Source organism: Mesorhizobium sp. CO1-1-8, assembly GCF_020164875.1.
Classification (GTDB): Bacteria; Pseudomonadota; Alphaproteobacteria; order Rhizobiales; family Rhizobiaceae; genus Mesorhizobium.
On record NZ_JAIUGZ010000010.1, the window covers coordinates 137,064 to 162,193 of the forward strand.

General features: G+C 62.1%; 28 protein-coding genes. 21 read left to right on the forward strand and 7 right to left on the reverse strand.

Features of this window, described 5'->3' with window-relative positions:
* Position 1: 1 nt before the first annotated feature.
* Positions 2-532 carry a hypothetical protein gene (locus LB558_RS20445; protein ID WP_224699185.1) on the forward strand — a complete coding sequence of 177 codons (531 nt, stop codon included), beginning with the start codon at positions 2-4 and terminating at the stop codon, positions 530-532.
* Positions 533-539: 7 nt separating this feature from the next.
* Positions 540-1,331 (forward strand): YdcF family protein, encoded by a 792-nt coding sequence (locus LB558_RS20450; RefSeq protein WP_224699186.1) that lies wholly within the window; start codon positions 540-542, stop codon positions 1,329-1,331.
* Here the strand turns inward: LB558_RS20450 and LB558_RS20455 are convergent.
* Complete coding sequence (locus LB558_RS20455) at positions 1,310-2,023, reverse strand: DUF599 domain-containing protein (RefSeq protein WP_013531782.1); 714 nt, start codon at positions 2,021-2,023, stop codon at positions 1,310-1,312. The two genes, LB558_RS20450 and LB558_RS20455, sit on opposite strands and share 22 nt — an antisense overlap.
* A gap of 179 nt (positions 2,024-2,202) precedes the next feature.
* On the opposite strand from LB558_RS20455, the gene LB558_RS20460 reads away from it, so the two are divergent.
* The 4 genes from LB558_RS20460 to LB558_RS20475 all read left to right on the forward strand — a co-directional run bounded on the left by LB558_RS20460 (position 2,203) and on the right by LB558_RS20475 (position 5,633).
* Complete coding sequence (locus LB558_RS20460; protein WP_224699187.1) at positions 2,203-3,606, forward strand: L-serine ammonia-lyase; 1,404 nt, start codon at positions 2,203-2,205, stop codon at positions 3,604-3,606.
* A gap of 76 nt (positions 3,607-3,682) precedes the next feature.
* Positions 3,683-4,120, forward strand: a complete 438-nt coding sequence (locus LB558_RS20465; RefSeq protein ID WP_224699188.1) for a DUF1489 family protein — start codon at positions 3,683-3,685, stop codon at positions 4,118-4,120.
* Between the two features lie 83 nt (positions 4,121-4,203).
* The gene (locus LB558_RS20470; protein ID WP_224699189.1) at positions 4,204-4,935 is read left to right on the forward strand and encodes a VWA domain-containing protein; all 732 of its coding nucleotides are present in this window, start codon (positions 4,204-4,206) and stop codon (positions 4,933-4,935) included.
* Positions 4,935-5,633, forward strand: a complete 699-nt coding sequence (locus LB558_RS20475) for a DnaJ domain-containing protein (RefSeq protein WP_224699190.1) — start codon at positions 4,935-4,937, stop codon at positions 5,631-5,633. Before LB558_RS20470 ends, LB558_RS20475 begins: the two co-directional genes overlap by 1 nt.
* Before the next feature lie 46 nt (positions 5,634-5,679).
* Here LB558_RS20475 and LB558_RS20480 read toward each other — a convergent pair whose 3' ends face one another.
* On the reverse strand, positions 5,680-7,104 hold the full coding sequence (locus tag LB558_RS20480) for an SPOR domain-containing protein (RefSeq protein ID WP_224699191.1): 1,425 nt from the start codon (positions 7,102-7,104) through the stop codon (positions 5,680-5,682).
* A gap of 285 nt (positions 7,105-7,389) precedes the next feature.
* On the opposite strand from LB558_RS20480, the gene LB558_RS20485 reads away from it, so the two are divergent.
* The 4 genes from LB558_RS20485 (at position 7,390) to LB558_RS20500 (ending at position 11,508) form a co-directional block, all read left to right on the forward strand.
* On the forward strand, positions 7,390-7,719 hold the full coding sequence (locus tag LB558_RS20485) for a phasin family protein (RefSeq protein ID WP_013531776.1): 330 nt from the start codon (positions 7,390-7,392) through the stop codon (positions 7,717-7,719).
* Positions 7,720-8,016: 297 nt separating this feature from the next.
* Positions 8,017-8,346 (forward strand): ATP-dependent Clp protease adapter ClpS, encoded by a 330-nt coding sequence (gene clpS / locus LB558_RS20490; protein ID WP_023812950.1) that lies wholly within the window; start codon positions 8,017-8,019, stop codon positions 8,344-8,346.
* Between the two features lie 6 nt (positions 8,347-8,352).
* Positions 8,353-10,821, forward strand: a complete 2,469-nt coding sequence (gene clpA, locus LB558_RS20495) for an ATP-dependent Clp protease ATP-binding subunit ClpA (protein WP_224699192.1) — start codon at positions 8,353-8,355, stop codon at positions 10,819-10,821.
* A gap of 60 nt (positions 10,822-10,881) precedes the next feature.
* On the forward strand, positions 10,882-11,508 hold the full coding sequence (locus tag LB558_RS20500) for a chloramphenicol phosphotransferase CPT family protein (protein ID WP_224699193.1): 627 nt from the start codon (positions 10,882-10,884) through the stop codon (positions 11,506-11,508).
* A gap of 8 nt (positions 11,509-11,516) precedes the next feature.
* Here the strand turns inward: LB558_RS20500 and LB558_RS20505 are convergent, their stop codons facing one another.
* The 4 genes from LB558_RS20505 to LB558_RS20520 all read right to left on the reverse strand — a co-directional run bounded on the left by LB558_RS20505 (position 11,517) and on the right by LB558_RS20520 (position 14,519).
* The gene (locus LB558_RS20505) at positions 11,517-11,948 is read right to left on the reverse strand and encodes an HIT family protein (protein ID WP_224699194.1); all 432 of its coding nucleotides are present in this window, start codon (positions 11,946-11,948) and stop codon (positions 11,517-11,519) included.
* 98 nt (positions 11,949-12,046) lie between these two features.
* Entirely contained in the window at positions 12,047-13,261 is a 1,215-nt protein-coding gene (locus LB558_RS20510; RefSeq protein ID WP_224699195.1) for a GNAT family N-acetyltransferase, read from the reverse strand.
* Positions 13,262-13,311: 50 nt separating this feature from the next.
* Positions 13,312-14,040 carry a glycerophosphodiester phosphodiesterase gene (locus LB558_RS20515; RefSeq protein ID WP_224699196.1) on the reverse strand — a complete coding sequence of 243 codons (729 nt, stop codon included), beginning with the start codon at positions 14,038-14,040 and terminating at the stop codon, positions 13,312-13,314.
* A gap of 14 nt (positions 14,041-14,054) precedes the next feature.
* Positions 14,055-14,519, reverse strand: a complete 465-nt coding sequence (locus tag LB558_RS20520) for a RidA family protein (protein WP_224699197.1) — start codon at positions 14,517-14,519, stop codon at positions 14,055-14,057.
* A gap of 138 nt (positions 14,520-14,657) precedes the next feature.
* On the opposite strand from LB558_RS20520, the gene LB558_RS20525 reads away from it, so the two are divergent.
* The 5 genes from LB558_RS20525 (at position 14,658) to tsf (ending at position 19,253) form a co-directional block, all read left to right on the forward strand.
* On the forward strand, positions 14,658-15,485 hold the full coding sequence (locus tag LB558_RS20525; RefSeq protein ID WP_224699198.1) for a cell envelope integrity EipB family protein: 828 nt from the start codon (positions 14,658-14,660) through the stop codon (positions 15,483-15,485).
* 115 nt (positions 15,486-15,600) lie between these two features.
* Positions 15,601-16,899 (forward strand): hypothetical protein, encoded by a 1,299-nt coding sequence (locus tag LB558_RS20530; protein ID WP_224699199.1) that lies wholly within the window; start codon positions 15,601-15,603, stop codon positions 16,897-16,899.
* 59 nt (positions 16,900-16,958) lie between these two features.
* Positions 16,959-17,237, forward strand: a complete 279-nt coding sequence (locus LB558_RS20535; RefSeq protein WP_027036667.1) for a DUF4031 domain-containing protein — start codon at positions 16,959-16,961, stop codon at positions 17,235-17,237.
* A 203-nt stretch (positions 17,238-17,440) separates the two neighbouring features.
* Positions 17,441-18,223 (forward strand): 30S ribosomal protein S2, encoded by a 783-nt coding sequence (gene rpsB / locus LB558_RS20540; RefSeq protein WP_023777441.1) that lies wholly within the window; start codon positions 17,441-17,443, stop codon positions 18,221-18,223.
* Between the two features lie 109 nt (positions 18,224-18,332).
* Complete coding sequence (tsf, locus tag LB558_RS20545; RefSeq protein WP_224699200.1) at positions 18,333-19,253, forward strand: translation elongation factor Ts; 921 nt, start codon at positions 18,333-18,335, stop codon at positions 19,251-19,253.
* 21 nt (positions 19,254-19,274) lie between these two features.
* Here tsf and LB558_RS20550 read toward each other — a convergent pair whose 3' ends face one another.
* Complete coding sequence (locus tag LB558_RS20550; RefSeq protein ID WP_224699201.1) at positions 19,275-20,201, reverse strand: LysR family transcriptional regulator; 927 nt, start codon at positions 20,199-20,201, stop codon at positions 19,275-19,277.
* 16 nt (positions 20,202-20,217) lie between these two features.
* On the opposite strand from LB558_RS20550, the gene LB558_RS20555 reads away from it, so the two are divergent.
* The 6 genes from LB558_RS20555 (at position 20,218) to LB558_RS20580 (ending at position 25,103) form a co-directional block, all read left to right on the forward strand.
* Positions 20,218-20,844, forward strand: coding sequence for a nuclear transport factor 2 family protein (locus LB558_RS20555; RefSeq protein ID WP_224699202.1), 627 nt, complete (start codon positions 20,218-20,220; stop codon positions 20,842-20,844).
* A 38-nt stretch (positions 20,845-20,882) separates the two neighbouring features.
* Positions 20,883-21,992, forward strand: a complete 1,110-nt coding sequence (locus LB558_RS20560) for an aldo/keto reductase (protein ID WP_224699203.1) — start codon at positions 20,883-20,885, stop codon at positions 21,990-21,992.
* 150 nt (positions 21,993-22,142) lie between these two features.
* The gene (pyrH, locus tag LB558_RS20565; protein WP_013531760.1) at positions 22,143-22,865 is read left to right on the forward strand and encodes a UMP kinase; all 723 of its coding nucleotides are present in this window, start codon (positions 22,143-22,145) and stop codon (positions 22,863-22,865) included.
* A gap of 102 nt (positions 22,866-22,967) precedes the next feature.
* Entirely contained in the window at positions 22,968-23,522 is a 555-nt protein-coding gene (gene frr, locus LB558_RS20570; protein ID WP_013531759.1) for a ribosome recycling factor, read from the forward strand.
* Between the two features lie 34 nt (positions 23,523-23,556).
* Complete coding sequence (locus tag LB558_RS20575) at positions 23,557-24,291, forward strand: isoprenyl transferase (protein ID WP_023812930.1); 735 nt, start codon at positions 23,557-23,559, stop codon at positions 24,289-24,291.
* On the forward strand, positions 24,288-25,103 hold the full coding sequence (locus tag LB558_RS20580; protein WP_224699204.1) for a phosphatidate cytidylyltransferase: 816 nt from the start codon (positions 24,288-24,290) through the stop codon (positions 25,101-25,103). The genes LB558_RS20575 and LB558_RS20580 overlap by 4 nt, the downstream gene beginning before the upstream one ends.
* Positions 25,104-25,130 lie beyond the last annotated feature (27 nt).

The following is a 25,130-nucleotide window of genomic DNA, read 5'->3' on the forward strand; positions in this document are numbered from 1 at the left end:
CATGCCGCCCCCGTCTCGCATTTTCATCGTCGAGACGGGAGACGAACTGCTGATAACCAACCCACCACGCACGTCGGATTTCAGGACGGCCTTCGCCCTGATTGGGGCCGGGATCGTTGCCTACACCGGCTACATGGGATTGACCGACACGTCGCCCGCAACCGTCGCCAGCGGCACTCTCGGACTGCTGTCGTTCACGGCGATCATTGCCCTCTTCACCTATTTCCTCGGCAAGGATTTCATCTGGCTGGTATTCGGCAAGGAAACCCTGCGGCTAACCAACGCCGCAGCCGTGCGCGACGTCAGGGGGTTTTTGCGAAATCGTTCGTCATTGCCTTTGAAAGGGCACCTTGAGGCCGAAATCCTCGACCATACCTATCCAACGGATGAAGCGGGTCTGTCGGAAGTCATCAGGTTGACCAACACCAACGGCGTCCTTGTTTTCGGCAGGGAGTTGAGTCGGCCCGAGGCCGAGGCTGTGACGAGTGCCGTTGAGCACTTCATCGGTCGTGAGAATTCGAGCCGACGATAGGCAGCCAATGTTCTTCTACCTTTCCAAGATTTTCTGGTTCTTCATCCAGCCGCTCAACCTGGCGATCTTCCTGCTGCTGGCGGGACTGCTCTCAGCCATGATCGGCCGCCGGCGGCTGGCGGCCACCGGTAGCGTGCTGGCATTTCTGGTCCTTGCGCTGTCAGCCTGGACGTCGCTCGGCGCCATGATGCTCAATCCGCTCGAAGAGCGCTTCGCGCGCCCGCCGCTGCCGGAAAAAGTCGACGGCATCATCGTGCTCGGCGGCGGTTTCGAGGGCGCCATCAATCTGGTGCGCGGCGGCTATGAGTTGAACAGCAGCGGCGATCGGATGGTCGAGACCGCGATTCTCGCCCGGCGCTTTCCCACCGCCAAGGTGGTCGTGTCCGGCGGCACCGGCGCGTTGTTTCTTGATGGCGAGGGCGATGCGGCAACCGCGCCGCGCCTGCTCACCGCGCTTGGCGTGGCCGCCGATCGTCTGATCCTGGAGAACAAGTCCCGCAACACCTATGAGAACGCGGTCTTCACCAAGGAGCTGGTAACGCCGAAGCCCGGTGAGACCTGGCTGCTGGTCACCTCGGCCTTCCATATGCCGCGCGCCAAGGCGCTGTTCGACAAGGCCGGCTTTGCGACGGTTCCCTGGCCGGTCGACTATCGCACCTCGGGCAAAGAAGGCATTGGCCTGTTCCGCGACAATCCAGCCGATTCGCTGCAGGCCACCAGCATGGCCATCCGCGAATGGATCGGGCTTTTTGCCTACTGGCTGTCAGGCCGGATCGATCAGCCTTTTCCGGGCGGCTGACCGATCACCGCCTGCCTGGCGGCCGAGAAGAACTGGCGCCGCACCAGCACGGCCAGCAGCAACAGCGTCGACAACACGAACACCATCGGGTCGACGAACCAGCCAAGATAACCGATCGAGAAGAACACGCCGCGCAGGCCGGAATTGAAGTGCTTTCCGGCGAGCATGTTCATCTGTGCCGCCCGCCACACCGCCGTTTCGGTGACCGGATTGCGTGAGGCTTCGCCATGCGGGATCGGCACGGCGCCGATCAAGATCGTGCAATAGTTGAACAGCCGGTATGCCCAGCCGAATTTGAAGAACGAAAACGCCAGGATCAGCACCAGTCCGAACACCTTTATCTGAAAGGCCGCGCGCGACGGCGCGCCACCCAGGGGCAAGTCGCTGAGCACTTCAAGAACCCGGTCGGACGCACCGAGCAGGGCAAAGCAGCCGCCGATGGCGATCAGCGAGCTGGAGGCGAAGAAGGCGGTGCCTTGCTGCAGCCCGCTCATGATGGCGGTGTCGACGATGCGGATCTCGCGCTCGGCCATGGTCCGCATCCAGGCTTGCCGCTGTGCATTCATCGCCGTCGTCAGCGACACGCGGCTGACCAGCTTGCCGTCGGAGGCAAACGTGTGCAGCAGCCACGCGACGAGGAAGAAGGCCAGCGCCGCGAGATCGGCTGTCGAAAGATCGAGGGAATCGCCCATGGCCTGAATTTATCACATTCAGCGCGATCGCTTCGATGTCCGCATACAGCGATCGTACCAATGTCGCTGCCGGAGCAAACAAGGTCGGCGGGTGCAGCGCCGCGATTTCCAAAAGAGCGGAAACATCGTGGGAATTCCTATATATAAATCCTCGCCCTGACTCCAGGAGACTACGCCGCGTGTTCCTTTCGGTTTTCGACCTGTTCAAGATCGGCATCGGACCGTCGAGCTCTCATACGATGGGGCCGATGACTGCTGCTGCGCGGTTTCTCGACGAGGTCGCGGGAAATGACTGGCCGCGCCCGGCGGGTGTGAAGGTCGACCGGCTTGGCGCCAGCCTGCACGGATCACTCGCCTACACCGGCATCGGCCACGGCAGTGATCGCGCCGTCATGCTCGGCCTTGCCGGCCTTACGCCGCAGACGGTCGATCCCGACCAAGCCGATGGCATTGCCAGCCGCATCGCCGCCGAAAAGCGCATTTCGCCGCCCGGCCATCCCGCCTATCGCTTCGATCCGGCCACTGACCTGGTGCTGGACCGCAAGACGCCGCTCACCGGCCACGCCAACGGCATGGCGTTCTACGCCTATGATTCCGGCGGCCGCCTGCTGCTCAAGCGCATCTATTATTCGATCGGCGGCGGCTTCGTGGTTTCGGAAGAAGAACTGCAGCGGATGAAAGCCAAGGGATCGGTAACGACAGAAGGCAAGAAAGTGCCTTATCCGTTCAAGAATGCGGTCGAGATGCTGGCCATGGCCGGCAAAAGCGGCCTTTCCATCGCCGACATGAAACGCGTCAACGAGGAGACGCAGATGACGCGCGAGGAGCTCGACGCCGGCCTCGACGGCATCTGGAGCGCCATGAAAGGCTGCATCGACCGAGGCCTGTCTCAGGACGGCATCATGCCGGGCGGGTTGAAGGTGCGCCGCCGTGCCCGCATGCTGCACGACAAGCTGCAGGAGCAATGGCAGCAGAACAAGCCCAATCCCCTGCTCGCCAATGACTGGCTGTCGATCTACGCCATGGCGGTGAACGAGGAAAACGCCGCCGGTGGCCGGGTCGTCACAGCGCCCACTAACGGTGCGGCCGGCACGCTGCCGGCGGTGCTGCGCTACTGGCTGCATTTCCATCCCGAGGCGGACCAGCCGAGCATTCGTGATTTCCTGCTGACGGCTGCTGCCGTCGGCGGCATCATCAAGACCAATGCTTCGATCTCCGGCGCCGAGGTCGGCTGTCAGGGCGAGGTCGGGTCGGCGTCGGCGATGGCGGCGGCCGGCCTGTGCGCCGTCATGGGCGGCACGCCCGAGCAGGTCGAGAATGCCGCCGAGATCGCGCTCGAACATCATCTCGGCATGACCTGCGATCCGGTTGGCGGGCTGGTTCAGGTGCCATGCATCGAGCGCAATGCGCTGGGTGCGGTCAAGGCGGTGACGGCGGCATCATTGGCCATCAAGGGCGACGGCACCCATTTCGTACCACTCGACGCGGCGATCGAGACCATGCGCCAGACCGGCCTCGACATGAACGAGAAGTACAAGGAAACCAGCCTTGGCGGGCTTGCCGTCAATGTCGTGGAGTGCTGAGGGCTGGCCTAAACTGCCACTGTGGAGAAGTCGATCCGGTCGTTGACGCGTCCGCGTGCGGGACTAACCTTATGCGATGTCTCTCAGTCTCATAAAACTCTGTGTCGGCTGCGACAGCGTCGAGGATCTCGAAGAGTGGATCGCCTTCCGCCTCGACGAGCGGCGGCGCGCCGGTGAGCCGGTCGAGCAGTATCACACCACCCGCATGATGCCGACGCGCGGCGCCGAGGTCACCGATGGCGGTTCGCTCTATTGGGTGATCAAAGGCAATGTGCAGTGCCGCCAACTGATCACCGAGATCCGGCCGTTCACCGACAGTGAGGGCATCGGCCGCTGTCGCCTGATTCTCGACCCCGAGGTTGTTCGAACCGACTGGCAGCCGCGCCGGGCTTTTCAGGGCTGGCGCTATTTGAAACCGGCGGACGCGCCGCTCGATCTCGGCAAGGGCAAGGCCGGACTGATCGAGATGCCGCCGAAACTCAGGCGCGAGCTTGCCGATCTCGGCCTGCTCTGACCCCAGGTGGCATCACCGTCTGGCCCTTCGTGCCACCCGATGTGGGGCTTGCAAGCGATGTAACAACGCCACATCTTGCTTTTATGAACGACAAGAAGCAGCCCGTGCCCGCGAGGGCCAATCCTGCGCCGATCAAGCCTCAATCCAACGCCGGCGAGATCGACGCCTTCATTCGTCAGGCGAGGACGCTTGCCGCGTCGGCGACCGGTTCGGGCAGGCTGATCCTTGCCCTCGACGCGACGATGAGCCGCCAGCCGACCTGGGATCTGGCTTGCACGCTGCAGGGCCAGATGTTCGACGCCGTCGGCAAGGCCGGAACCCTCAGCGTGCAACTGGTTTATTTTCGCGGTCTCGGCGAGTGCCGTTCGTCCGCTTTCGTGAGCGACACCAATGCCTTGAAGCAGCTGATGACGCGGATCGAATGCCGCAGCGGCCACACCCAGATCGGCAAGGTGCTGGCGCATGCGCTGAAACAGACGGCGGCCGCCAAGGTCAATGCGCTGGTCTATATCGGCGATGCGATGGAAGAGAATATCGACGATCTGGCCGAAAAGGCCGGCAGCCTCGGCCTGCATGGCGTTCCTGTCTTCGTCTTTCAGGAAGGCCATGATTCCAGCGCGGAAAAGGCGTTCAAGGAGGTTGCACGGCTGTCCAAAGGGGCATGGTTCCGATTTGATCGGCAGGCTGCCGCGACCCTGGCAGGACTGCTTTCGGCCGTCGCCGTGTTTGCGACCGGCGGGTTGAAGGCCCTCGAAGCCAGGGGCAGGCCGGAAGACCGGCTGATGATCGAGCATCTGCGGGGCGGCGGAAAATAATGGGCGCAATCATCGCTTTTGTCGCGTTGCTTCTGCTGCTTCTCGGCGCGGTGACGATCTTTCTGCGCGCCGAGCCAGCGAAACTGGCGGGCACGCTGCGAACGCTCGGGCCGGCTCTTCTGGCAGTTGTCGGCGTCGCCGTGCTTGTGGTCGGCCGTGAAGGCATCGGCGGCATGATCCTCACCGCGGCAATTGCCTGGTATGGGTCCACGCGCATGAAACGCCAGCCGGCCGGGCTGGCACCGGGCAAACGTTCGACGGTACGCACAGCGGCATTGGAAATGGAGCTTGATCACGATACCGGCGGCCTCGAAGGACTGATCCTGGCTGGCCGCCACGAAGGCAAGATGCTTGGTGCAATGGGGCTGACGGAGTTGCAGCATCTCTACCGGGAACTCTCCGGCGATCCGGAGAGCCGGCAGCTGCTAGAGACGTATCTTGACGGCAGATTTCCCGTCTGGCGCAAAAACACTGAGACGGACGGTGGCGAAGGGCTGGGTGTTGCGCCAGGTTCGGGCGCCATGACTAAGGAGGAGGCCTACAAGGTCCTTGGTCTTGAAGCGGGGGCCGCCGCGGCGGATGTCCGCAAGGCGCACCGCCGCCTGATGCAGCGCCTGCACCCCGATATCGGCGGCACGTCTTTCCTGGCGGCGCGGATTAACGAAGCCAAGGACGTCTTGCTCTCCAATCACAACTAGTCTCCTTCGATGCAGAACTTTTCCGGGAGATGACTTCCACGCCGTCCTACTGCTGGACGGCGTAGCACTCGATGTTCTTCTTCTTCAAAGCGGTGCAGGCCTTCCAGGCCGCGGTCTTCGAACCAAAGCCGCCGAAGCGGGCGCGGTAGTAGGTGACGCCGTCCTTGTCGAAGGCGACGGTGAAGCCGGACGCGTCGGCCAGCACCTTGGGTGCCTGCTTGGTGGTCTTGTCGAGGAAGGCCTGTGCCTCGGACTGCTTTGGCGACGAGGCGACCTGAATGGCCCAGCCCGACGGCACCGACGCCGTATTGACCGGGTCGACGGCCGTCGGCGTTGGCTCGGCATAGGCAGCGACGACCTGGGCAGTGGCGACCTGGGGGGCCGACACTATCACGGTCTTGACCTTCCTGGTCTTGACGACGGGCGCTGTCTCCTCGACAGCAGCTGTTGTCTGCTCGTCGGCCGCTGCGTCGGTGGCCGTCGGATCGTCGTTGGACGCCACGGCATCGTCTTCGACCATCGGCTTGTCGTCCGGCGTCGGCGCGTCGTGCTTGGGCAGCAGCACCTTGGCAAGGGCTGTGATCGGGTTGTTGCCGCCGGCCTTGGCCACAAGGTCGCCACCGCCACGCGTCGAAGCCCTCGGCAGATAGGTATTGATCAAGCTGGCCATCTGATTGTCGCGGCTGCCGCCGGAGGTGCCGCCCATGACCACGCCGACGATGCGGCGATTGCCGTCGGAAACCGACGAGACGAGGTTGAAGCCGGAAGCGCGGGTGTAGCCCGTCTTGATGCCGTCGACGCCCTTGATGCGTCCGAGCAGACGGTTGTGGCCATTGATGCGCTGGCGCCCGTAGAGAAAGGAGCGCTGCGAGAAATAGCCGTAATACTGGGGAAAATGCTCGCGCAGCGCGATGCCGAGCGTCGCCATGTCGCGTGCGGTGGTGAACTGGCCGGGGTCGGGCAGGCCATTGGCGTTGCGGAACACGGTGCCGTTCATGCCCAGCGCACGCGCCTTGGCGGTCATCATACGGGCAAAGGTGGTTTCATTGCCGCCGAGCATTTCGCCGAGCGCGGTGGCCGAGTCATTCGCCGACTTGGTGACGATCGACAGGATCGCGGTCTCGACCGTGACCGAACCGCCCGGCTTCACGCCGAGTTTCGTCGGCGCCTCGGCGGAGGCCTTGGCGGAAAACACCACTGGCGTGTTCCGGCTGATCTTGCCCTTCGCCATCGCTTCGAAGGTCAGGTACAGCGTCATCATCTTGGTCAGCGAAGCCGGATAGCGCCTGCCATTGGCATCTGCGGAGTAAAGCACCTTGCCAGTCTTGGCATCCACGACGATGGCCGCCTGCCTGGCCGCCAGCGACGAGGCAACGTCGCCAAAAACGAATGTCATCGCCAAGGCGATGATCATCATCGTTTTGAGAGGGGAGGTGGATTTGGAAACGATGCCCAACAACGCCTTACGCACTGGTACTTCCCTTGGATTTCTTCGTTGCGTTGGAGGCGGCAAAGGGTCCTGCCTCGCTTCCGGTCAAGCTACCGGCGCAGCGTTACCAATCCGTTTATGGTAACCGCCGCGTTCACCATTTTCTTCGGGCTTGAAGCTCTCTTTATTCGATTTTTAGCCTTTGGCTGCGCAGGCGGGTCCGCAAGCCCGCGAAATCTTGACTTTTGTGCGGCGCACAATATATTATCTTGCATTGCACAAGGGCGCCCCGAAGAAGGACGTCTCAACCGTCAAGGGAATCGTGAAATGACCCAGACCTATGAGGACTTCAGCAAATACGGCAAAGAGTTCGCCGACACCGGATTGAAGAGCTTCGCGTCGCTCTCCAAGGGCGCGCAGGCGATAGCCACCGAGGCTGGTGAATACACCAAGAAGAGTTTTGAAACCGGCAGCGCCACTGTGGAGAAGCTGTTTTCAGCCAAGTCGCTTGAAAAGGCGATCGAGATCCAGTCGGACTACGCCAAGCAGTCCTATGAGGCGTTCGTCGCCGAGGCCACCAAAATTGGCGATCTCTATGCCGAACTCGCCAAGGAAGCTTACAAGCCATTCGAATCGATCGTTGCCAAGGCGAAGTAATTTCGCCCGGGCGGACTAATTTCGCCTGACGGGATTCAGATTGAGCCTTTGAACCCCGAGAAAAGCCCGGCCGTGGAAACGCGGCCGGGCTTTTTTCGTGTCAATTTCCGTTCCAGAGCCTCTCGCCCCTTCACGATTGCGAAAATCGTCCAAGTTTGGTGACCTAGCCATATTGTCAGCTAACCAGAAGGGCTTAAAATCGTACATCGAACACCTACATGTCGAACTCGCATGGGGAATCGAAAGAGGCAGGAATACGTGACGATCGGTTTGACTGCCACGAGACGAGTGGTGCGGATGCAAGACGGCGACGGTAACGGCAATGGGGCCGGCCGTGGGACGGCCGTCATCACGCGCACCAAAACCAAGACCAAGAAGCCCAGCCTTTATCGGGTCCTCATCCTCAACGACGACTACACTCCGATGGAGTTCGTGGTTCACGTGCTGGAGCGTTTTTTCCAGAAGGATCGCGAAGCCGCCACACGCATCATGCTTCATGTTCACAATCATGGAGTGGGCGAGTGCGGGGTCTATACATTCGAGGTGGCCGAGACCAAAGTGTCCCAGGTCATGGATTTCGCCCGACAGAATCAGCATCCGCTGCAATGCGTGATGGAGAAGAAGTGAGGTAACATGCCGGCTTTCTCCCAAGGCCTGGAAAAGGCGCTTCACCAGGCGCTGACGCTCGCCAATGAGCGGCACCATGAATATGCAACCCTAGAACATCTGCTGCTCGCGCTCATCGACGACACCGAGGCGGCCGCCGTCATGCGCGCCTGCAATGTCGATCTCGATGAGCTCAAGCATACGGTTCTCACCTATATCGACACCGAGCTGGACAACCTTGTCACCGGTTACGACGAGGACTCCAAGCCGACGGCCGGTTTCCAGCGCGTCATCCAGCGCGCGGTGATCCACGTACAGTCGTCTGGCCGCGAGGAAGTGTCGGGCGCCAACGTGCTCGTTGCCATCTTCGCCGAGCGCGAGAGCCATGCCGCCTATTTCCTGCAGGAACAGCAGATGACCCGCTACGATGCGGTCAACTACATCTCGCACGGTATTGCCAAGCGTCCGGGCGCGTCGGAGACACGCTCGCCGCGCGGCGCTGACGACGAGCAGGGCGGCCAGAACGGCGCCGAGCCGCAAGAGGAAGGCGGCAAGAAGAAGCAGCAGCAGGACGCGCTAACAGCTTATTGCGTCAATCTCAACAACAAGGCCAAGGCCGGCAAGATCGACCCGCTGATCGGCCGCGAGTCCGAGATCAACCGCACCATCCAGGTGCTGTGCCGCCGCTCCAAGAACAACCCGCTCTATGTCGGTGATCCCGGGGTCGGCAAGACAGCGATCGCCGAGGGCCTGGCCAAGCGCATCGTCGAGGGCGACGTTCCCGAAGTGCTGCACAATGCCACCATCTTCGCGCTCGACATGGGCACGCTGCTCGCCGGCACGCGCTATCGCGGCGATTTCGAGGAACGGCTGAAGCAGGTCGTCAAGGAACTTGAGGATTATCCTGGCGCCGTGCTGTTCATCGATGAGATCCACACGGTCATCGGGGCAGGGGCTACATCAGGCGGCGCCATGGATGCGTCCAACCTGTTGAAGCCGGCGCTGTCGTCGGGTGCGATCCGCTGCATCGGCTCGACCACCTACAAGGAATTCCGCCAGTTCTTCGAGAAGGACCGTGCCTTGGTGCGGCGCTTCCAGAAGATCGACGTCAACGAGCCGACCATCGAGGACGCCATCGAGATCATGAAGGGCCTCAAGCCTTATTATGAGGAATTCCACAAGGTGAAGTTCACCAACGAGGCGATCAAGGCCTCGGTGGAGCTGTCGGCGCGCTACATCAACGACCGCAAGCTGCCGGACAAGGCGATCGACGTGATCGACGAGACCGGCGCCTCGCAGATGCTGGTGCCGGAAGCCAAGCGCAAGAAGACCATCGGCATCAAGGAGATCGAGGCGACGATCGCCACCATGGCCCGCATCCCGCCGAAGACGGTTTCGGCCGATGACGAGAAGGTGCTCCAAGGCCTCGACATCGAGCTGAAGCGCGTCGTCTATGGCCAGGACACCGCGATCACCGCGCTGACCTCCGCGATCAAGCTGGCACGTGCCGGTCTGCGCGAACCGGAGAAGCCGATCGGCTCCTACCTGTTCTCCGGCCCGACCGGCGTCGGCAAGACCGAAGTGGCCAAGCAGTTGGCCGCGTCGCTGGGCGTCGAGCTGATCCGCTTCGACATGTCGGAATATATGGAACGCCACACCGTCTCGCGGCTGATCGGCGCGCCTCCCGGCTATGTCGGCTTCGACCAGGGCGGTCTTTTGACCGACGGCGTCGACCAGCATCCGCATTGCGTGCTGTTGCTCGATGAGGTCGAGAAGGCGCATCCGGACCTGTTCAACATTCTGTTGCAGGTTATGGACCATGGCAAGCTGACCGATCACAACGGCAAGCAGATCGACTTCCGCAATGTGATCCTGATCATGACCACCAATGCGGGTGCGTCGGACGCGCAGCGCGCGGCGATCGGCTTCGGCTCGACCAAGCGCGAAGGCGACGATGTCGAGGCGATCAACCGGCTGTTCACGCCGGAGTTCCGCAACCGTCTCGATGCGATCATCCCGTTCGGCTCGCTGCCGGTGCCGGTTATCCATCAGGTGGTGCAGAAGTTCGTCATGCAGTTGGAGGCCCAGCTTTCCGAGCGTGGCGTCACCTTCGATCTGTCGGCGGATGCGATCGCCTGGCTTGCCGACAAGGGCTATGATGAGCGCATGGGAGCGCGGCCGCTTGGCCGTGTGATCCAGGAGCACATCAAGAAGCCGTTGGCCGACGAGGTGCTGTTCGGCAAGCTCAAGAGGGGCGGCACGGTGCGTGTCACCGTCGAGAAGAAGGAAACCGGGGAGACCGGCCTGAAGCTCGAATCGCTCGCCGACGAGGCGCCGGTGAAGCCGAAAAAGGAAGAGCCGGAAGAAACGCCGAAACCCAGAAAGGCCGTGGCGAAGAAGCCGGCGGCCAAGAAGCTGCTGGCGCCGAAGCCCGAAGCCAAGGGCAAGGACGGCGGCAAGCGCAGCCTGGTGCCGCAACTGCCCCGAAAGAACTGAGCTTTACGAAAGTCGAAAAGCCCCGGAAACGGGGCTTTTTCATTGGAACACGAGGAACACATGGCCGGCCAGGTCATCGTCCTGAACGGTGCGCCGCGATCGGGAAAATCAAGCATCGCCAAGGCTATTCAGGAGAGCTTCGATGGCATCTGGATCAATCTCGGCGTCGACGTTTACGAGCAGGCTACGCCGGCACGTTATCGGCCTGGGATAGGATTGCGGCCAGGCGGCGAGTGCCCGGACCTTGAAAGCGTCGTGCCCGAATTATACGCCGCGCTCTACGAATCGATAGCCGCTCATAGCCGACTGGGGCTGAATGTCGTCGCGGATGTCGGTCATCACGATGCCTATTCGAAACCACTCGACTGCCTCGTCGATTGCGCCCGCCGTCTCGTCGGTCTGCCGGTGCTGCTGGTCGGCGTTTGCTGCCCGATCGAAATCATCATGGAGAGGCGTGCGGCCAGCGCGGCGGACAAGGGATATGTGACCGCCTCGCCTGACGATCCCGCGCCATTGCCTGTGCGTCTGTGGCAGGAAGAGGTGCACCGCCCAGGCGTGTACGATCTGGAAGTCGACACTTCGCTTCTGAGCCCAGAGCAATGCGCTGATACGATCCGCCGGCGGCTGGAGCAAGGCGTCGCACGACCTAGTGCCATCGAGCAATTGGCCGATATGTCGGCCAGCTAATTCCTGCGTCAGCTTTGCAGCGCCGCCCGTATCTTTTTGGCGTTCTCGGCCAAGATTTCAGGCTTCTCCATTCCGCCCGTGTGCGGTTTCAGGGGAATGCCATCGAAGCGCGGAATGACATGCACATGCAGATGATAGACGGTCTGCCCCGAGGCCGGCTCATTGAACTGCATGACGGTGACGCCATCGGCGCCGAAGGCCTTTTTCACCGCCAGCGCCACTTTCTGAACGACGGTGAAGAGCGGGCCGAAAATTGACGGTTCGGCATCGAGCAGGTTGCGCGACGGCGCCTTCGGCACCACGAGCGTATGGCCGGGACCCTGCGGCATCACATCCATGAAGGCTATGACCGTTTCGTCCTCGTAAACGCGGTGCGAGGGAATTTCGCCGCGCAGGATCTTTGCGAAAATGTTGTCGGTGTCATAGGCGGCCTCGGCCATGGCGAACGCTCCGGATTGTGCCTTTCGTGTAGCGAAGGCATGAGAAGTCGGCAAGACGATGGGGCGAAGTCGCCCCGCTCATCAGGGCAGCCCTGTTGCTACTCCTCCAGATCCTTGCGGAACGGGGTGTGCTCTTCCAGATATTCGCTCATCCGCTCCACCTCTTGCCGCTCGCGCCTGAGATAGTCGGCGACGGCGTTGCGCAGGCCGGGGTGCGCAATGTAGTGCGCGGAATGCATGGTCACCGGCCGATAGCCGCGCGCCAGCTTGTGCTCGCCCTGTGCGCCCGCCTCGACCACCTTCAGCTTGCGCTCGATGGCGAAGTCGATCGCCTGATGGTAGCAGACCTCGAAATGCAGGAAGGGGTGGTCCTCGATGCAGCCCCAGTTGCGGCCATAGAGTGCATCGGAGCCGATGAAATTGATGGCGCCGGCAATATAGCGCCCATTGCGTTTGGCCATCACCAGCAGGATGTCGTCTGCCATGCGTTCGCCGATCAACGAGAAGAATTGGCGGTTGAGATAGGGCCGGCCCCATTTGCGGCTGCCGGTGTCCATGTAGAAGGCGAAGAAATCGTCCCAGGCCTTCTCGGTAAGGTCCTTGCCGGTCAGCCGGTCGATCGAAATGCCATTGCCAAGCGCTTCGCGCCTTTCCTTCTTCATCGCCTTTCGCTTGCGCGAGGCAAGGGTAGCGAGGAAGTCGTCATAGGTTGAAAAGCCTTCGTTGAAGAAATGGAATTGCTGGTCGGTGCGGTGCAGGAAACCGGCCGCTTCCAGCACCTCCACATCGCTCTCCTGCGCGAAGGTGACATGCGCGGAAGAGACACCTAACTTTTGCGTCACCGCCTTCAGGCCCGCCGCGAGACCGGCCTTCACCCTGGCACTGTCCTCGCCCCTGGTGACCAGCAGGCGAGGGCCGGTGACCGGGGAGAACGGCACGGCACTTTGCAGTTTGGGATAGTAACGGCCACCGGCGCGCTCGAACGCATCCGACCAGCCATGGTCGAACACATATTCGCCCTGGCTGTGCGATTTGAGATAACAGGGCACCGCGCCCAGCAATCTGCCTTGCCCATCCTCCAGCCTGAGGTGGTGGCCCTGCCAACCGGTGCGCCGCACGGCGCATCCGGAATCCTCAAGCGCGATCAGAAAAGCAAAGGAAACCAAAGGATTGTAACTGGTTTCTACATCGCCGCGCGCGGTTCCGGCCAAGCCGTTCCATTCATCACAGGTGAAGGCGCCGATGCCGGCGGCGACGCGGATCGAATAGTCCGCATTGGCCGTTTGTCCGTCACCCTCGTCGCCCTGATCCATGAGGCTTATTTAAGCTCCGTCCGGCTTGGTACAAGTCACGTTTCAGACACTCAGGCGACTTTGACCAGATCGGGTTCGAACCCTTCGAACGTCATCTGGTCGGCATATCTGAAGGTCAGGTCGACCGCCGGCTGGTCATGCACCGTCCAGGTGATAACAGGCATTTTCAGCCTCTCACGCACGAAGCTGACAAATGGGTTTGGCAGGTCGCCGGCGGCGTAGGAGGTGAAGGCGATCTCATGCGCCAGCATGGCGAAATGCGCCTCGATCAGCTTGACGTCCTTGCCGTAGGCGGTGAGACCCCCTGGGATACCCGGCGCGTCCTTCGGAAAATCGCGGACCAGCCAATGGTCGAACGACATGATCGCCGCTTTGCCCTTGTAGCGCTTGAGCATCTTGCCGACGCTTGCCACCAGGCCGTCGTCATAGCCGGGTGTGCCTTTCAACTCGACGACCAGCGGCACGCGGCCGTCGACCAGGTCGAGCGCTTCCTGCAGCGTCGGCACATGGTCCGCCGTGCCACCGACCCTGAGCGCCGCGAGTTCAGCTGCGGTACGCTGCCAGATAAAACCATCCTGGCCGGTCAGGCGCTTGAGATCGCCGTCATGGATGATGACGGGAACACGGTCGGACGACAGGTGCACGTCGCATTCGATGGCATAGCCGCGCTCGGCGGCCGCGGCGAAGGCCGACAGCGTGTTTTCCCAGCGAGTCTTGTTCATGTCGTGGAAGCCGCGATGGGCGACGGGCCGGGCGGTCAGCCAGGATAGGTCGGTCATATCTGTCCCCTGGCTCATTCGACTTCGAAGATGGCTTCGATTTCCACTGCGGCATTAAGCGGCAGGCAGGCCGTGCCGACGGCGGAGCGTGCATGCTTGCCGCGCTCGCCAAGGGCCGCGACCAGGAAATCGGAGGCGCCGTTGGCAACCAGATGCTGCTCGACGAACTCAGGTGTCGAGGCAACGAAAACGGTGATCTTCACCAGACGGCTAATCTTCTCGAGGTCGCCGAGTGCTGTCTTGGCCTGCGCCAGGATGTTGATCGCGCAGTATTTTGCCGCCTCCTTGCCGCCTGCGGTATCGAGATCGCGGCCTAGCTGCCCGCTAGCCTGCAGCTTGCCGTCCTTGAGCGGCAATTGCCCGGCAGTGAACAGCAAGTTGCCGGTCCTGCAATAGGGCACGTAGTTGGCGGCGGGCGCGGCGGCGACGGGAAGCGTCACACCCAGATCGCTTAGCCGCTTTTCGATTGTTTCACTCATGGTATTTCCCTATTGCTTGGTGACGCCGCGCCGGCCGGGCCGAAATTGCTATTTTTGCCTCGCTTCCGCCACGACTTTTTTTAAGCTGGACCATCTTTCCCTGCGGCCTGCCATCAGTCGCGACGATCGGAGTACCTCATGCGCGCAACGCGCCTCGCATTCCATGCCGTCCTGTTGTCGGGCGCCTTCTCTATAGGCCCTGCCTTCGCAGCGCCGGCGCTGCAAGCCCACCGCGCCGTCTACGATCTTACCCTGAAAAAGGCTTCCGATCAGTCCGGCATCACGGGCATATCCGGCCGCATGGTCTATGAGTTCAATGGCTCGGCCTGCGAAGGGTATACGGTGAAATTCCGCTTCGTCACCCAGATCGTCACCGCCGACAACACCAGGTTGACCGACCAGCAGACCACCACTTTCGAGGACGCCGAGGGCAAGACCTTTTCGTTCGTGACAAAATCCTTCGTCGACCAGAATCTCGACAAGGAGGTCAAGGGCATCGCCACGAAAGAAACCAAGGGCCTGAAGGTCGACATCGACAAGCCTGAAAAGAACAGCGTCGAGCTCGCGACAACCCAATTCCCGACCCAGCATCTGGTCGAACTGATCGGCAAGGCCGAAAAGGGCGAAAATTTTTACGAAACCAACCTGTTCGATGGTTCCGAAGACGCCAACAAGGTGATGACCACCACCGTCGTCGTCGGCAAGAAAACGGATGCCGACAAGGCCGACCCGGAGGCTCCCGCACTGGCAAAGCTCGCCGCCGACAAATACTGGCCGGTCGACATCGCCTATTTCGACGACACCAACAAGACGGGCGAAGAGGTTCCGGAATACCGTATCAGCTTCAAGCTGCATGAGAACGGCATCACCCGAGATCTCGTCATGGACTATGGCGACTTCTCGATGACCGGCAAGCTGGTCAACCTGTCTCTGTTCGACCAGACTAAACCTTGTCCCGCCAAATAGTGCCTGTCTAGGCAGTTGATTTACCACGACACGGCGCGGTCGTAACGAACGACTTGAGCTTGCCGCAATCGTCTCCCAACCTGCTTCCCAGCGTCCAGGCGCGAGGGGGATCAGCTTGAGCAGGATCGATACATTCGTGGCGCCGCGGCCCAACCCGGCACTGATCAGGGCCATGACATCCGTCAACCGGATCGTCATGCTGCGCGGCATTCCCGGATTTCGGGATCTGTTGCCGTTCAATCGACTGGCCGGTCTGCGCGGTGTCGCCAATGTCCGTCACATCGATTTTCCCGACGCCGATCTTGAGCGGCTGAGGGCCAGTTGCGGGGCAGGGAAGGCGACCTTCATCACGCCCAATCATCCCGAGTTCTTCACCGACTGGATGATCGACAAGGAAATCGTGTCGCAGGTCAGCCCGCTCACGGCCTCATGGGCAACCAATGGTGTCGTCAACGGCCTTGGCCGGCTGATGCAGAAGTTCTGGCTGGCCAACAATCTGATCGCCCAGATTCCCGGCAACAGCGGGGCAGCCAAGGAACACTCCGTCGCCTGGGCCTTGAAAGGCCATGGTGTGCTGCTTCATCCCGAAGGCGGCGTCGGCTGGCATGCCAACATCGTTGCGCCGTTGCTGCCGGGTGCCGTCGAGATGGGGCTGGAGGCCCTCAAGCGCGGCCGGGCCACGGATCCCGATTTCAAGGTCTGGATCGCGCCAGTCGTCTGGAAGCTCGCCTTCACCGGGAATGTCGAAGCGGCGCTGGCGAAGGAATGCGCCTATGTCGAGAAATGCCTGAAAATAGAACGCCGCGCGATCGACACGCTGCCGCAGCGCGTTCACCACATCTATTCGACGCTGCTGGCCCGCGATGAAGCCGCCAGCGGCATGCCGTTCGACCAAGGCGCTTCCCATGCCCGGCGCCAGAGGGTTTTGGCCGCCGAGCTCGGCGGCCAGCTCGGCAAAAGCATCTCAGCCGACATTGATGTCACCGACACCGCGGAGGTTCTGCGACGTGCGCGTCGCTGGCAGCGCGAAAACACTGGCGATGCGGAACGGCAAAGGCAGGTCCGCGCGCTCGCCGATAGGGTTCAGAGGCTGCAACGCGTCGGACCTTGGGCCTCGGCCAATCCGCGCATCACTCAGGAGGAGATCGCCGAACATCTGAAGCGGATCCGCAACGACTATTGTCGGGGCGGACTGCGCGACACGATGAACCGGTTCGTTCCGCAGCCGGCCGGACCGCGTTGCGGCCACATCCGGGTGCCGGAGGCGCTGGGCCTGCATGAATATGCGGGCTCGATCAACGATGCGGTTGCCGAGCTGCGCCGTCGCATGCAGGATACCGTCACCAACATTGTGGCCGAGCTTGCGGCCAAGGGCGGCTTCATTTTCTATCCGAATCCATTCTATCGTCCCTGACATCCTGGCGGGCCATGCGGCCGGCTGGGGTGAAGGATGGAAGGCAAACAGCAAGCTTCATGGCGGTCTATGTCGACGCAGCGATCTGGAACTGGGCCGGCCATCGCTGGTGCCATCTGTTGGCCGACGACACCGACGAGTTGCATCGCTTTGCCGCCCGGCTCGGGGTCAAGCGCTCATCCTACCAGGGGCCGCCCAAGACATCGGCGCCGCATTATGACATAACCGGCTTCGAGCGCGACCGAGCGGTGCGGCTCGGCGCCATCGAATGCAGCCGCGAGGAGATCGTCGCGGTCTTCCGGCGGGTGCGGGTGCCGAACGGGAAGATAAAGCGCTGACGGCAGGGCGCGGATCGTCGCACGCCGCACCACAGATCCTGCCGCGCTTGCGTTTATCGCGCATCCCCTTTATATGCGCGCTCATTCCACACACGGACTTTGGTGTCTGCCCGGGAGAAATCCGGCTGAAACCTCCGGTGGCGTTCGAGGACAAAGTCCAAAAATGCCTGTGTCCGTGGAGGCTAACCGGAAAGGAACTTTGAATGGCACTGCCTGATTTCAGCATGCGCCAGCTTTTGGAAGCTGGCATTCACTTCGGCCACCAGACCCACCGCTGGAACCCGAAGATGGCGCCCTACATCTATGGCGCCCGCAACAACATCCACATCATCGACCTGTCGCAGACGGTGCCTTTGCTGCACCAGGCGTTGAAGCAGGTTTCCGACACTGTCGCCAAGGGCGGCCGCGTGTTGTTCGTCGGCACCAAGCGCCAGGCGTCCGACATCGTCGCCGATGCGGCACAGCGTTCGGCTCAGTATTATGTCAACTCGCGTTGGCTCGGCGGTATGCTGACCAACTGGAAGACGATCTCGAACTCGATCCAGCGCCTGCGCAAGCTCGACGAGATGCTGGCCGGCGAGGCGCAAGGGTTGACCAAGAAGGAACGCCTGAACCTCGACCGCGAGCGCGAGAAGCTCGACAAGGCGCTGGGCGGCATCAAGGACATGGGCTCGACGCCCGACCTGATGTTCGTGATCGACACCAACAAGGAAGCGATCGCCATCCTCGAGGCCAAGCGCCTCGGCATCCCGGTCGTTGCCATCATCGATTCGAACTGCGATCCGGACAAGATCGACTTCCCGATCCCCGGCAATGACGACGCGGCCCGCGCCATCCAGCTCTATTGCGATCTGATCGCCAAGGCTGCGATCGACGGCATCGCCCGCCAGCAGGGCGCGCTCGGCGTCGACATCGGCGCTTCGGTCGAAGCTCCGGTCGAACCCGCGCTCGACCCGGCTCCGGCGTCGGAAGCCCCCGAAGCTTGATAAGCGAAGGCCGGTTGCGGCCTTCATCTTTCTCATATTTTGGCACGCTAAACAGACGCACCATCGAACACCGATGGTGCGTCGGTGCATTTAAAACAAAGAGGCGACAATGAGCATTTCGGCTGCACAGGTCAAAGAACTCCGCGACTTGACCGGCGCGGGCATGATGGATTGCAAGGCGGCGTTGACCGAGACCAACGGCAACATGGAAGAGGCCGTCGACTGGCTGCGCAAGAAGGGTATCTCCAAGGCCGACAAGAAGGCCGGCCGCACCGCGGCTGAAGGCCTGATCGGCGTCGACAATGGCGTGCGCGAGGCTGCCGTCGTCGAGGTCAATTCCGAGACCGACTTCGTTGCCCGCAACGCCGCGTTTCAGGAAATCGTCGCCAACGTTGCCAAGGTTGCCCTGGCCTATGGCACGACCGAAGCTGTGGCCGCCGCAAAGTATCCGGGTTCCGACAAGTCTGTTGCCGACACCATCAAGGACGCTGTCGGCACCATCGGCGAAAACATGGGCTTCCGCCGCTCGGCCAAGCTCACCGTTCCGTACGGCGCTGTCGCTACCTACGTCCACAACGCAGTTGCCGACGGCCTTGGCAAACTCGGCGTGCTGGTCGCGATCGAGACCACGGGCAATGAGCATGCCGCCAACGCCTTTGGCCGCCAGGTGGCCATGCATGTTGCCGCCACCAACCCTCTGGCGCTGACCGCAGAGCAGATCGATCCGGCCGCGGTCGAACGCGAGAAGGCGATCTTCTCCGACCAGGCGCGCCAGTCGGGCAAGCCGGAAGCGATCATCGAGAAGATGGTCGAGGGCCGTCTGCGCAAGTTCTACGAGGAAGTCGTGCTCCTGAAGCAGGCTTTCGTGCTCAATCCCGACATCACTGTCGAGAAGGCGCTGAAGGATGCCGAGAAGGAGATCGGTGCGCCGGCCAAGATCACCGCCTACCTGCGCTTTGCGCTGGGCGAGGGCATCGAGAAGGAAGAGACCGATTTTGCCGCGGAAGTCGCTGCAGCGGTCAAGAAATAGCCCTTTCCAGGGCTCACGAACTCAGGCAACTCGGCCGGGTGTCCGCAAGGAGGCCCGGCCGATTTCTTGTGCGGTGTCGATAAAGGCCCTGAGCTTCGGCGCCATCGCCGCCCGGCGCGGAAAATAGAGGAATAGCCCCGGTTCCTCGATCGCCGTCTGCTGCAGCACCTGGACGAGGCGGCCCGCGGCAAGATCGGCGCGCGCCAGCGGCTCGAACACATAGGCAAGCCCGACGCCTGCAAGCGCAAGATCGATTGCCGCGAGCGAATCCGTCACGACAACGCTGCCCCGCGTCTCCATCGCGATGTCCTTGCCATCCTCGATCAAATCCCAGCGATAGAGCGCACCGGAGCGGACGAGCCGGTAGCCAATACAATTATGGTTCGCCAGGTCGGCAACGCCGCCGGGACGGCCGTGCCTTCCGATATAGGCCGGCGAGGCGACGATGACGACGGAGAATGGCGGCGTCAGCCTGACCGCGATCATGTCCTGGGCGATCATCTCGCCAAGCCGGATGCCGGCATCGAAGCCTTCGCCGACGATATCAACCAGACCCTGGTCAGCGAAGACCTCGACCGTAACCTCCGGATAGCGCTCGGCCATTGCCGCGACCACCGGCGTCACCGCCAATGGCATCGCGATGTTGGAGGCGTTGATCCTGAGCAGGCCAGACGGCCTGCCTTTGACGCTGCGGATGCGGTCCATTCGCTCGGCAATATCCTGGAGGGCCGGAGCCGCCGTTTCCACCAGCGCCTTGCCGGCCTCGGTGAGCGAAACGCTGCGCGTCGTGCGGGCGAATAAGGGCTGGCCGATCCGCTCTTCGACAATACGCACCGCATGGCTGACCGCCGAAGGGCTCATGCCGAGTTCGGCGGCGGCAAGCGCGAAGCCGCCACGCCGGGCAACTGCGACCACGACAGGAAGATGGCTGAGGAGATCGCGATCCATTCATGAATGATATCGCATGGTCTTTGCCAACAATGCAACCTTATCGATGCCGGGGCGGTGGTCCACATTGGCGCCAACTCATCGGCGATCGGCTGATGGCACTGAGGAGACGAGACATGAACACGTTAAAGCACGTAACTTTCGCGGCAGGCATGGCGTTGGCGCCGATGGATGCCGGCGGGGCGGAGCCATCAGACTGGCGGGCCCTCGCAGACGAACGCGCGGTCATTCGCATTGCCGATGCCATCGACCGGGCCGTCGACGCCCAGGACTGGAAACTTGCACGCGGCTATTTGCGGATCGGATCACCGCCGACTTCAGCAGTCTCTCCGGACAGCCGGCGGCCAACATCGCCTCCGACGATCTGATTGGCGCTTGGGCGGCCAATCTCAAGGGCAGCAAGACAAGCCTGCATCTGCGCACCAATCACGAGGTCGTTCTCGAGGCGGACACGGCGACTGTCCTATCGAACGGCTATGCCTGGAACCGGATGGAGGGCAATGGCGACCCGCTTTGGGAGGTCTGGGGCACCTATGAACATCACCTGACGCGTTTTGCGGATGGTTGGAAGGTCGATGGCTTCGTGTTCCGCATGACACACGAGCGCGGCAATCCCTGGGTCAAGAACACTCCGGGCCAGTGACGCGCGGGATATCTATCACCAAGCATTGGAAGACGATTATGACCATGACCTACTACACTCTTGGCAACAGCGGCCTCAGGGTAAGCCGGCTGGCACTGGGCACGATGACTTTCGGCAAGGAATGGGGCTGGGGAGCCGACAGGGATACGGCGCGGGCGATTTTCGACGCCTATGTCGAGGCGGGCGGCAATGTCTTCGACACGGCGGATCTCTACACAGACGGCACGGCCGAAGCCTGGCTTGGTGAATTCATCGCCGAGCGCGGGCTGCGCGACAGGGCGGTGATCGCCAGCAAGTTCAGCATGAACATGCAGCCCGGCAATCCGAATGCTGGCGGTAACGGCCGCAAGAACATCATGCGGGCCGTCGATGCTTCGCTGAAACGGTTGGGGACCGACTATATCGATCTCTATCTCATGCATGTCTGGGACAGGCTGACCCCGGCTGAAGAGGTCATGCGCACGCTGGACGACCTGGTTCGGATGGGCAAGGTGCGCCATGTCGGCCTTTCCGATGTGCCCGCCTGGTATGCGGGCCGGGCACAGGCGATCGCCGAATTACGCGGATATGAGCCGGTTTCGACGCTACAGCTCGAATATTCGTTGGCCGAACGCGCGATCGAGAACGAGTTCGTGCCATTCGGCACACGCCATGGCGCCGGCATCATGGTGTGGAGCCCGCTGGCCAGCGGACTGCTGAGCGGCAAGTATCGGCCGGCTCAGGCCGGAAACGCGGGCCGGCTCGACGGATTTCGCAACTCGACACATCCGGGTTTCCAAAAGTTCACGCAACGCAACTGGGCTATCGTGGCCGAACTCGAGAAGGTCGCATCCGAGATCGGCCGCAGCATGCCTCAGGTCGCGCTCAACTGGGCGGCGACGCAGCCGGGGATCGCAACCGTCATCCTCGGCGCGACGACACTCAGCCAAATGCATGACAATCTTGGCGCGCTGGATTTCGAGATTCCGAAAGCGCATCGCGACCGGCTGGAGAGAGTCAGCAGAATTCCAGCGCCGTTTCCCTATTCCTATTTCGGCTCGCAGATACAGGCGCGCGTTACCGGCGGCGCTACAACCGGCGACAAGCCCTCCAACTACGCGTCACCGGTGCTCATCGAAGGAGAGTCGGCCAGCGTGTCCACCAATTGATTGATGGGACAGGAAACCGGCGAATTTGCCGTTTGGGCGCCGCGTGACATCGCGGCGCCCTTCGTGTATCGGAACGCCATTGTTTCGAGGCGGCACCTGCGTGAGGGTAGCCTCCTGGAACGCGCCACACGCAAAAATGACGAGGCCCAGATGACGGTGAAGCCCCTCTACCGACGTGTCTTGCTGAAAGCGTCGGGCGAAGCATTGATGGGCGAGCAGCATTTCGGCATCGACGTTTCAGTGGTGGATCGCATCGCCGGCGACATCGCCGAGGCGCGTGCATTGGGCATCGAGGTCGGCGTTGTCATCGGCGGCGGCAACATTTTTCGCGGCGTGGCCGTTGCCTCCAAGGGCGGCGACCGTGTCACGGGCGACCACATGGGCATGCTTGCCACGGTGATCAATTCGTTGGCGCTGCGCACGTCATTGAACAAGATCGGCGTCGACGCCGTGGTGCTTTCGGCGATCGCCATGCCCGAACTTTGCGAGAGCTTTTCGCAGCGCCAGGCGACCGCCTACATGAACCAGGGCAAGGTAGTGATCTTTGCCGGCGGCACCGGCAATCCGTTCTTCACCACTGATTCGGCCGCCGCCCTCCGCGCGGCTGAAATCGGCGCCGACGCTCTGTTCAAGGGCACTCAGGTCGACGGCGTCTACTCGGCGGACCCGAAAAAGGATCCGAATGCGACGCGTTTCGAGCGCATCAGCCATGGCGAAGTCATAAATCGCGGCCTTTCCATCATGGATACCGCAGCGATTGCACTTGCGCGCGAAAACAACATTCCGATAATCGTCTATTCGATCCACGAAAAAGGTGGTTTCGGCGATATTCTAAGGGGCGGCGGCCGCTGCACGGTCGTCGCGGACGATTGATCGGCGGTCTGACCCCAAAAGGGGAAGCCGGCTTTCGAAAATCCGGTTCGATAAGCCGCCCCGAAGCAGTGAACCCGCATTAGACGGGTCGAGGAGATAAAGATGAGTGGTGAGTACGACGATCTCAAGCGGCGCATGGATGGGGCTATTGCCGCGTTCAAGCATGATCTGGCCTCGCTGCGGACCGGTCGCGCCTCCAGCAATCTGCTCGATGCGATCCAGGTGCAGGCCTATGGCACCACCATGCCGATCAATCAGGTCGCCAACGTCTCGGTTCCGGAGCCGCGCATGATCTCGGTGTCGGTCTGGGACAAGTCGATGGTCGGCGCGGTCGACCGTGCGATTCGCGAATCCAATTTGGGGTTCAACCCGATCGTAGACGGCACCAACCTCAGGATTCCGCTTCCCGAACTCAACGAACAGCGCCGCAAGGAACTGGTCAAGATCTCGCACACCTACGCCGAGAACGCCCGTGTCGCCGCGCGCCATGTGCGTCGCGACGGCATGGACTTCCTGAAGAAGGCGGAGAAGGACGGCGACATCAGCGAAGACGATCAGCGCAAGCGCTCGGACCAGGTCCAGAAACTTACCGATGAGACGATCAGCACCATCGACCACCTGCTTTCCGATAAGGAAGCTGAAATCATGCAGGTTTAGGGTCTTGGCCGCCGGCTGACCCGAAAGCGAGAACATGGCAACGCCCGCGCATGTCGCGATCATCATGGACGGAAACGGACGCTGGGCCAAGGCGCGCGGCATGCCCCGTCTTGCGGGCCACCGTGCCGGTGTCGAGGCGTTGCGCAAGACGGTGCGCGCGGCACCCGGGCTCGGCATCTCCTACCTGACCGTCTATGCTTTCTCATCGGAGAACTGGTCGCGGCCGAAGTCCGAGGTCAGCGACCTGATGGGCCTCTTGAAAATGTTCATCCGCCGTGACCTTGCCGAACTGCACCAGAGCGGTGTGCGGGTTAGAATCATCGGTGACCGGGCAGGGCTGCAGTCCGATATCAGGGGACTGCTCGACGAGGCCGAAACGCTGACGGCCGCAAACGAATCGCTGACGCTGGTGATTGCCTTCAACTATGGCGGACGCGACGAAATCGTTCGCACGGCACAAAAGCTTGCGGCGGCCGTGGCGCGTGGCGAACTCGACGCCGAGGCGATATCAGCCGAAAGCTTTGCCGGCGCGCTCGATACGCAAGGCATTCCCGACCCGGAACTGGTCATCCGCACCAGCGGCGAGCTTCGGCTGTCGAATTTCCTTCTGTGGCAAGCCGCCTATAGCGAGCTCGTCTTCCTGCCTTGCTACTGGCCCGACTTCAGCCGCGAGCACCTTGCCGAAGCCCTGCGTGAGTTTGCTGGCCGCGAACGCCGTTTCGGCGGACTTGGAGGCCAGGACGTCGCTTCGCGACCGGCCGCGGGATGAGCAATCTCCAGCTGCGTGTCGTTTCGGCGATCGTGCTCGCCATCATCACTCTCGGCTTGACCTGGATCGGCGGTCTGCCGTTCCGGCTGCTGTGCGCCGTAATATCGGCGGCGATCTTTTATGAATGGACCCGCATGTCGCGCCCGACCGGGGCCACGGGCCTCGGCTTCCTGCCGAAAGCGCTGCTTGTTGTCTTCATCGGCGCCTTGATTGGCGGCCTGGCCGCCCCCTGGCTGCTGCCGCTTGTGGCGGCCATTGTTGCCGCAACGGCGATAGCCGCCTCGGTGCGCAAGACCGGACAATGGGATGCGAGCGGCCTTGCCTATGCCGCGGTTTCAGGTCTGTCGCTCGCCTTGCTGCGCGATGGCGATCGTTCAGGCCTCATTGCCATCCTGTTCCTGTTCGCGGTCGTCTGGGCCACCGATATCCTTGCCTATTTCGTGGGGCGCGCCGTCGGCGGCCCGAAACTGGCGCCGGCGATCTCGCCCGGCAAGACACGCAGCGGCGCGCTGGGCGGCGCTGTCGGCGGGGTCGTCGCGGGGCTGATCCTCGCCGTAGCTGCCGGTGTCGGCCATCTGGCATTGCTCGGCCTGGTGGCGCTCGTGCTGTCGATTGTCTCGCAGGCAGGCGACCTGTTTGAATCCTGGGTCAAGCGCCGCCATGGCTGCAAGGACTCAGGCGCGCTCATCCCGGGTCATGGCGGCGTCATGGATCGTGTCGATGGGCTTGTCGCAGCGGCATTCGCCCTATACGTCATCGGCTGGATTTCGGCGAACGCCGATCATCCGGCGCAGGGGCTGTTTCCCGTTTGAGTGGTGTCATTTCAGGTCCTTTGCGCG

Coding starts and splice junctions, on each gene's coding strand:
- pyrH (WP_013531760.1), top strand. CDS start 22,143: ATGACGGTGAAGCCCCTCTACCGACGTGTCTTGCTGAAAGCGTCGGGC.
- rpsB (WP_023777441.1), top strand. CDS start 17,441: ATGGCACTGCCTGATTTCAGCATGCGCCAGCTTTTGGAAGCTGGCATT.
- LB558_RS20510 (WP_224699195.1), bottom strand. CDS start 13,261: ATGGATCAGGGCGACGAGGGTGACGGACAAACGGCCAATGCGGACTAT.
- LB558_RS20555 (WP_224699202.1), top strand. CDS start 20,218: ATGGTCTTTGCCAACAATGCAACCTTATCGATGCCGGGGCGGTGGTCC.
- LB558_RS20500 (WP_224699193.1), top strand. CDS start 10,882: ATGGCCGGCCAGGTCATCGTCCTGAACGGTGCGCCGCGATCGGGAAAA.
- LB558_RS20535 (WP_027036667.1), top strand. CDS start 16,959: ATGGCGGTCTATGTCGACGCAGCGATCTGGAACTGGGCCGGCCATCGC.
- LB558_RS20470 (WP_224699189.1), top strand. CDS start 4,204: ATGAACGACAAGAAGCAGCCCGTGCCCGCGAGGGCCAATCCTGCGCCG.
- LB558_RS20455 (WP_013531782.1), bottom strand. CDS start 2,023: ATGGGCGATTCCCTCGATCTTTCGACAGCCGATCTCGCGGCGCTGGCC.
- LB558_RS20445 (WP_224699185.1), top strand. CDS start 2: ATGCCGCCCCCGTCTCGCATTTTCATCGTCGAGACGGGAGACGAACTG.
- LB558_RS20475 (WP_224699190.1), top strand. CDS start 4,935: ATGGGCGCAATCATCGCTTTTGTCGCGTTGCTTCTGCTGCTTCTCGGC.
- LB558_RS20450 (WP_224699186.1), top strand. CDS start 540: ATGTTCTTCTACCTTTCCAAGATTTTCTGGTTCTTCATCCAGCCGCTC.
- LB558_RS20520 (WP_224699197.1), bottom strand. CDS start 14,519: ATGAGTGAAACAATCGAAAAGCGGCTAAGCGATCTGGGTGTGACGCTT.
- clpS (WP_023812950.1), top strand. CDS start 8,017: ATGCAAGACGGCGACGGTAACGGCAATGGGGCCGGCCGTGGGACGGCC.
- LB558_RS20515 (WP_224699196.1), bottom strand. CDS start 14,040: ATGACCGACCTATCCTGGCTGACCGCCCGGCCCGTCGCCCATCGCGGC.
- frr (WP_013531759.1), top strand. CDS start 22,968: ATGAGTGGTGAGTACGACGATCTCAAGCGGCGCATGGATGGGGCTATT.
- LB558_RS20525 (WP_224699198.1), top strand. CDS start 14,658: ATGCGCGCAACGCGCCTCGCATTCCATGCCGTCCTGTTGTCGGGCGCC.
- clpA (WP_224699192.1), top strand. CDS start 8,353: ATGCCGGCTTTCTCCCAAGGCCTGGAAAAGGCGCTTCACCAGGCGCTG.
- LB558_RS20575 (WP_023812930.1), top strand. CDS start 23,557: ATGGCAACGCCCGCGCATGTCGCGATCATCATGGACGGAAACGGACGC.
- LB558_RS20505 (WP_224699194.1), bottom strand. CDS start 11,948: ATGGCCGAGGCCGCCTATGACACCGACAACATTTTCGCAAAGATCCTG.
- LB558_RS20465 (WP_224699188.1), top strand. CDS start 3,683: ATGTCTCTCAGTCTCATAAAACTCTGTGTCGGCTGCGACAGCGTCGAG.
- LB558_RS20580 (WP_224699204.1), top strand. CDS start 24,288: ATGAGCAATCTCCAGCTGCGTGTCGTTTCGGCGATCGTGCTCGCCATC.
- tsf (WP_224699200.1), top strand. CDS start 18,333: ATGAGCATTTCGGCTGCACAGGTCAAAGAACTCCGCGACTTGACCGGC.
- LB558_RS20560 (WP_224699203.1), top strand. CDS start 20,883: ATGACCATGACCTACTACACTCTTGGCAACAGCGGCCTCAGGGTAAGC.
- LB558_RS20485 (WP_013531776.1), top strand. CDS start 7,390: ATGACCCAGACCTATGAGGACTTCAGCAAATACGGCAAAGAGTTCGCC.
- LB558_RS20550 (WP_224699201.1), bottom strand. CDS start 20,201: ATGGATCGCGATCTCCTCAGCCATCTTCCTGTCGTGGTCGCAGTTGCC.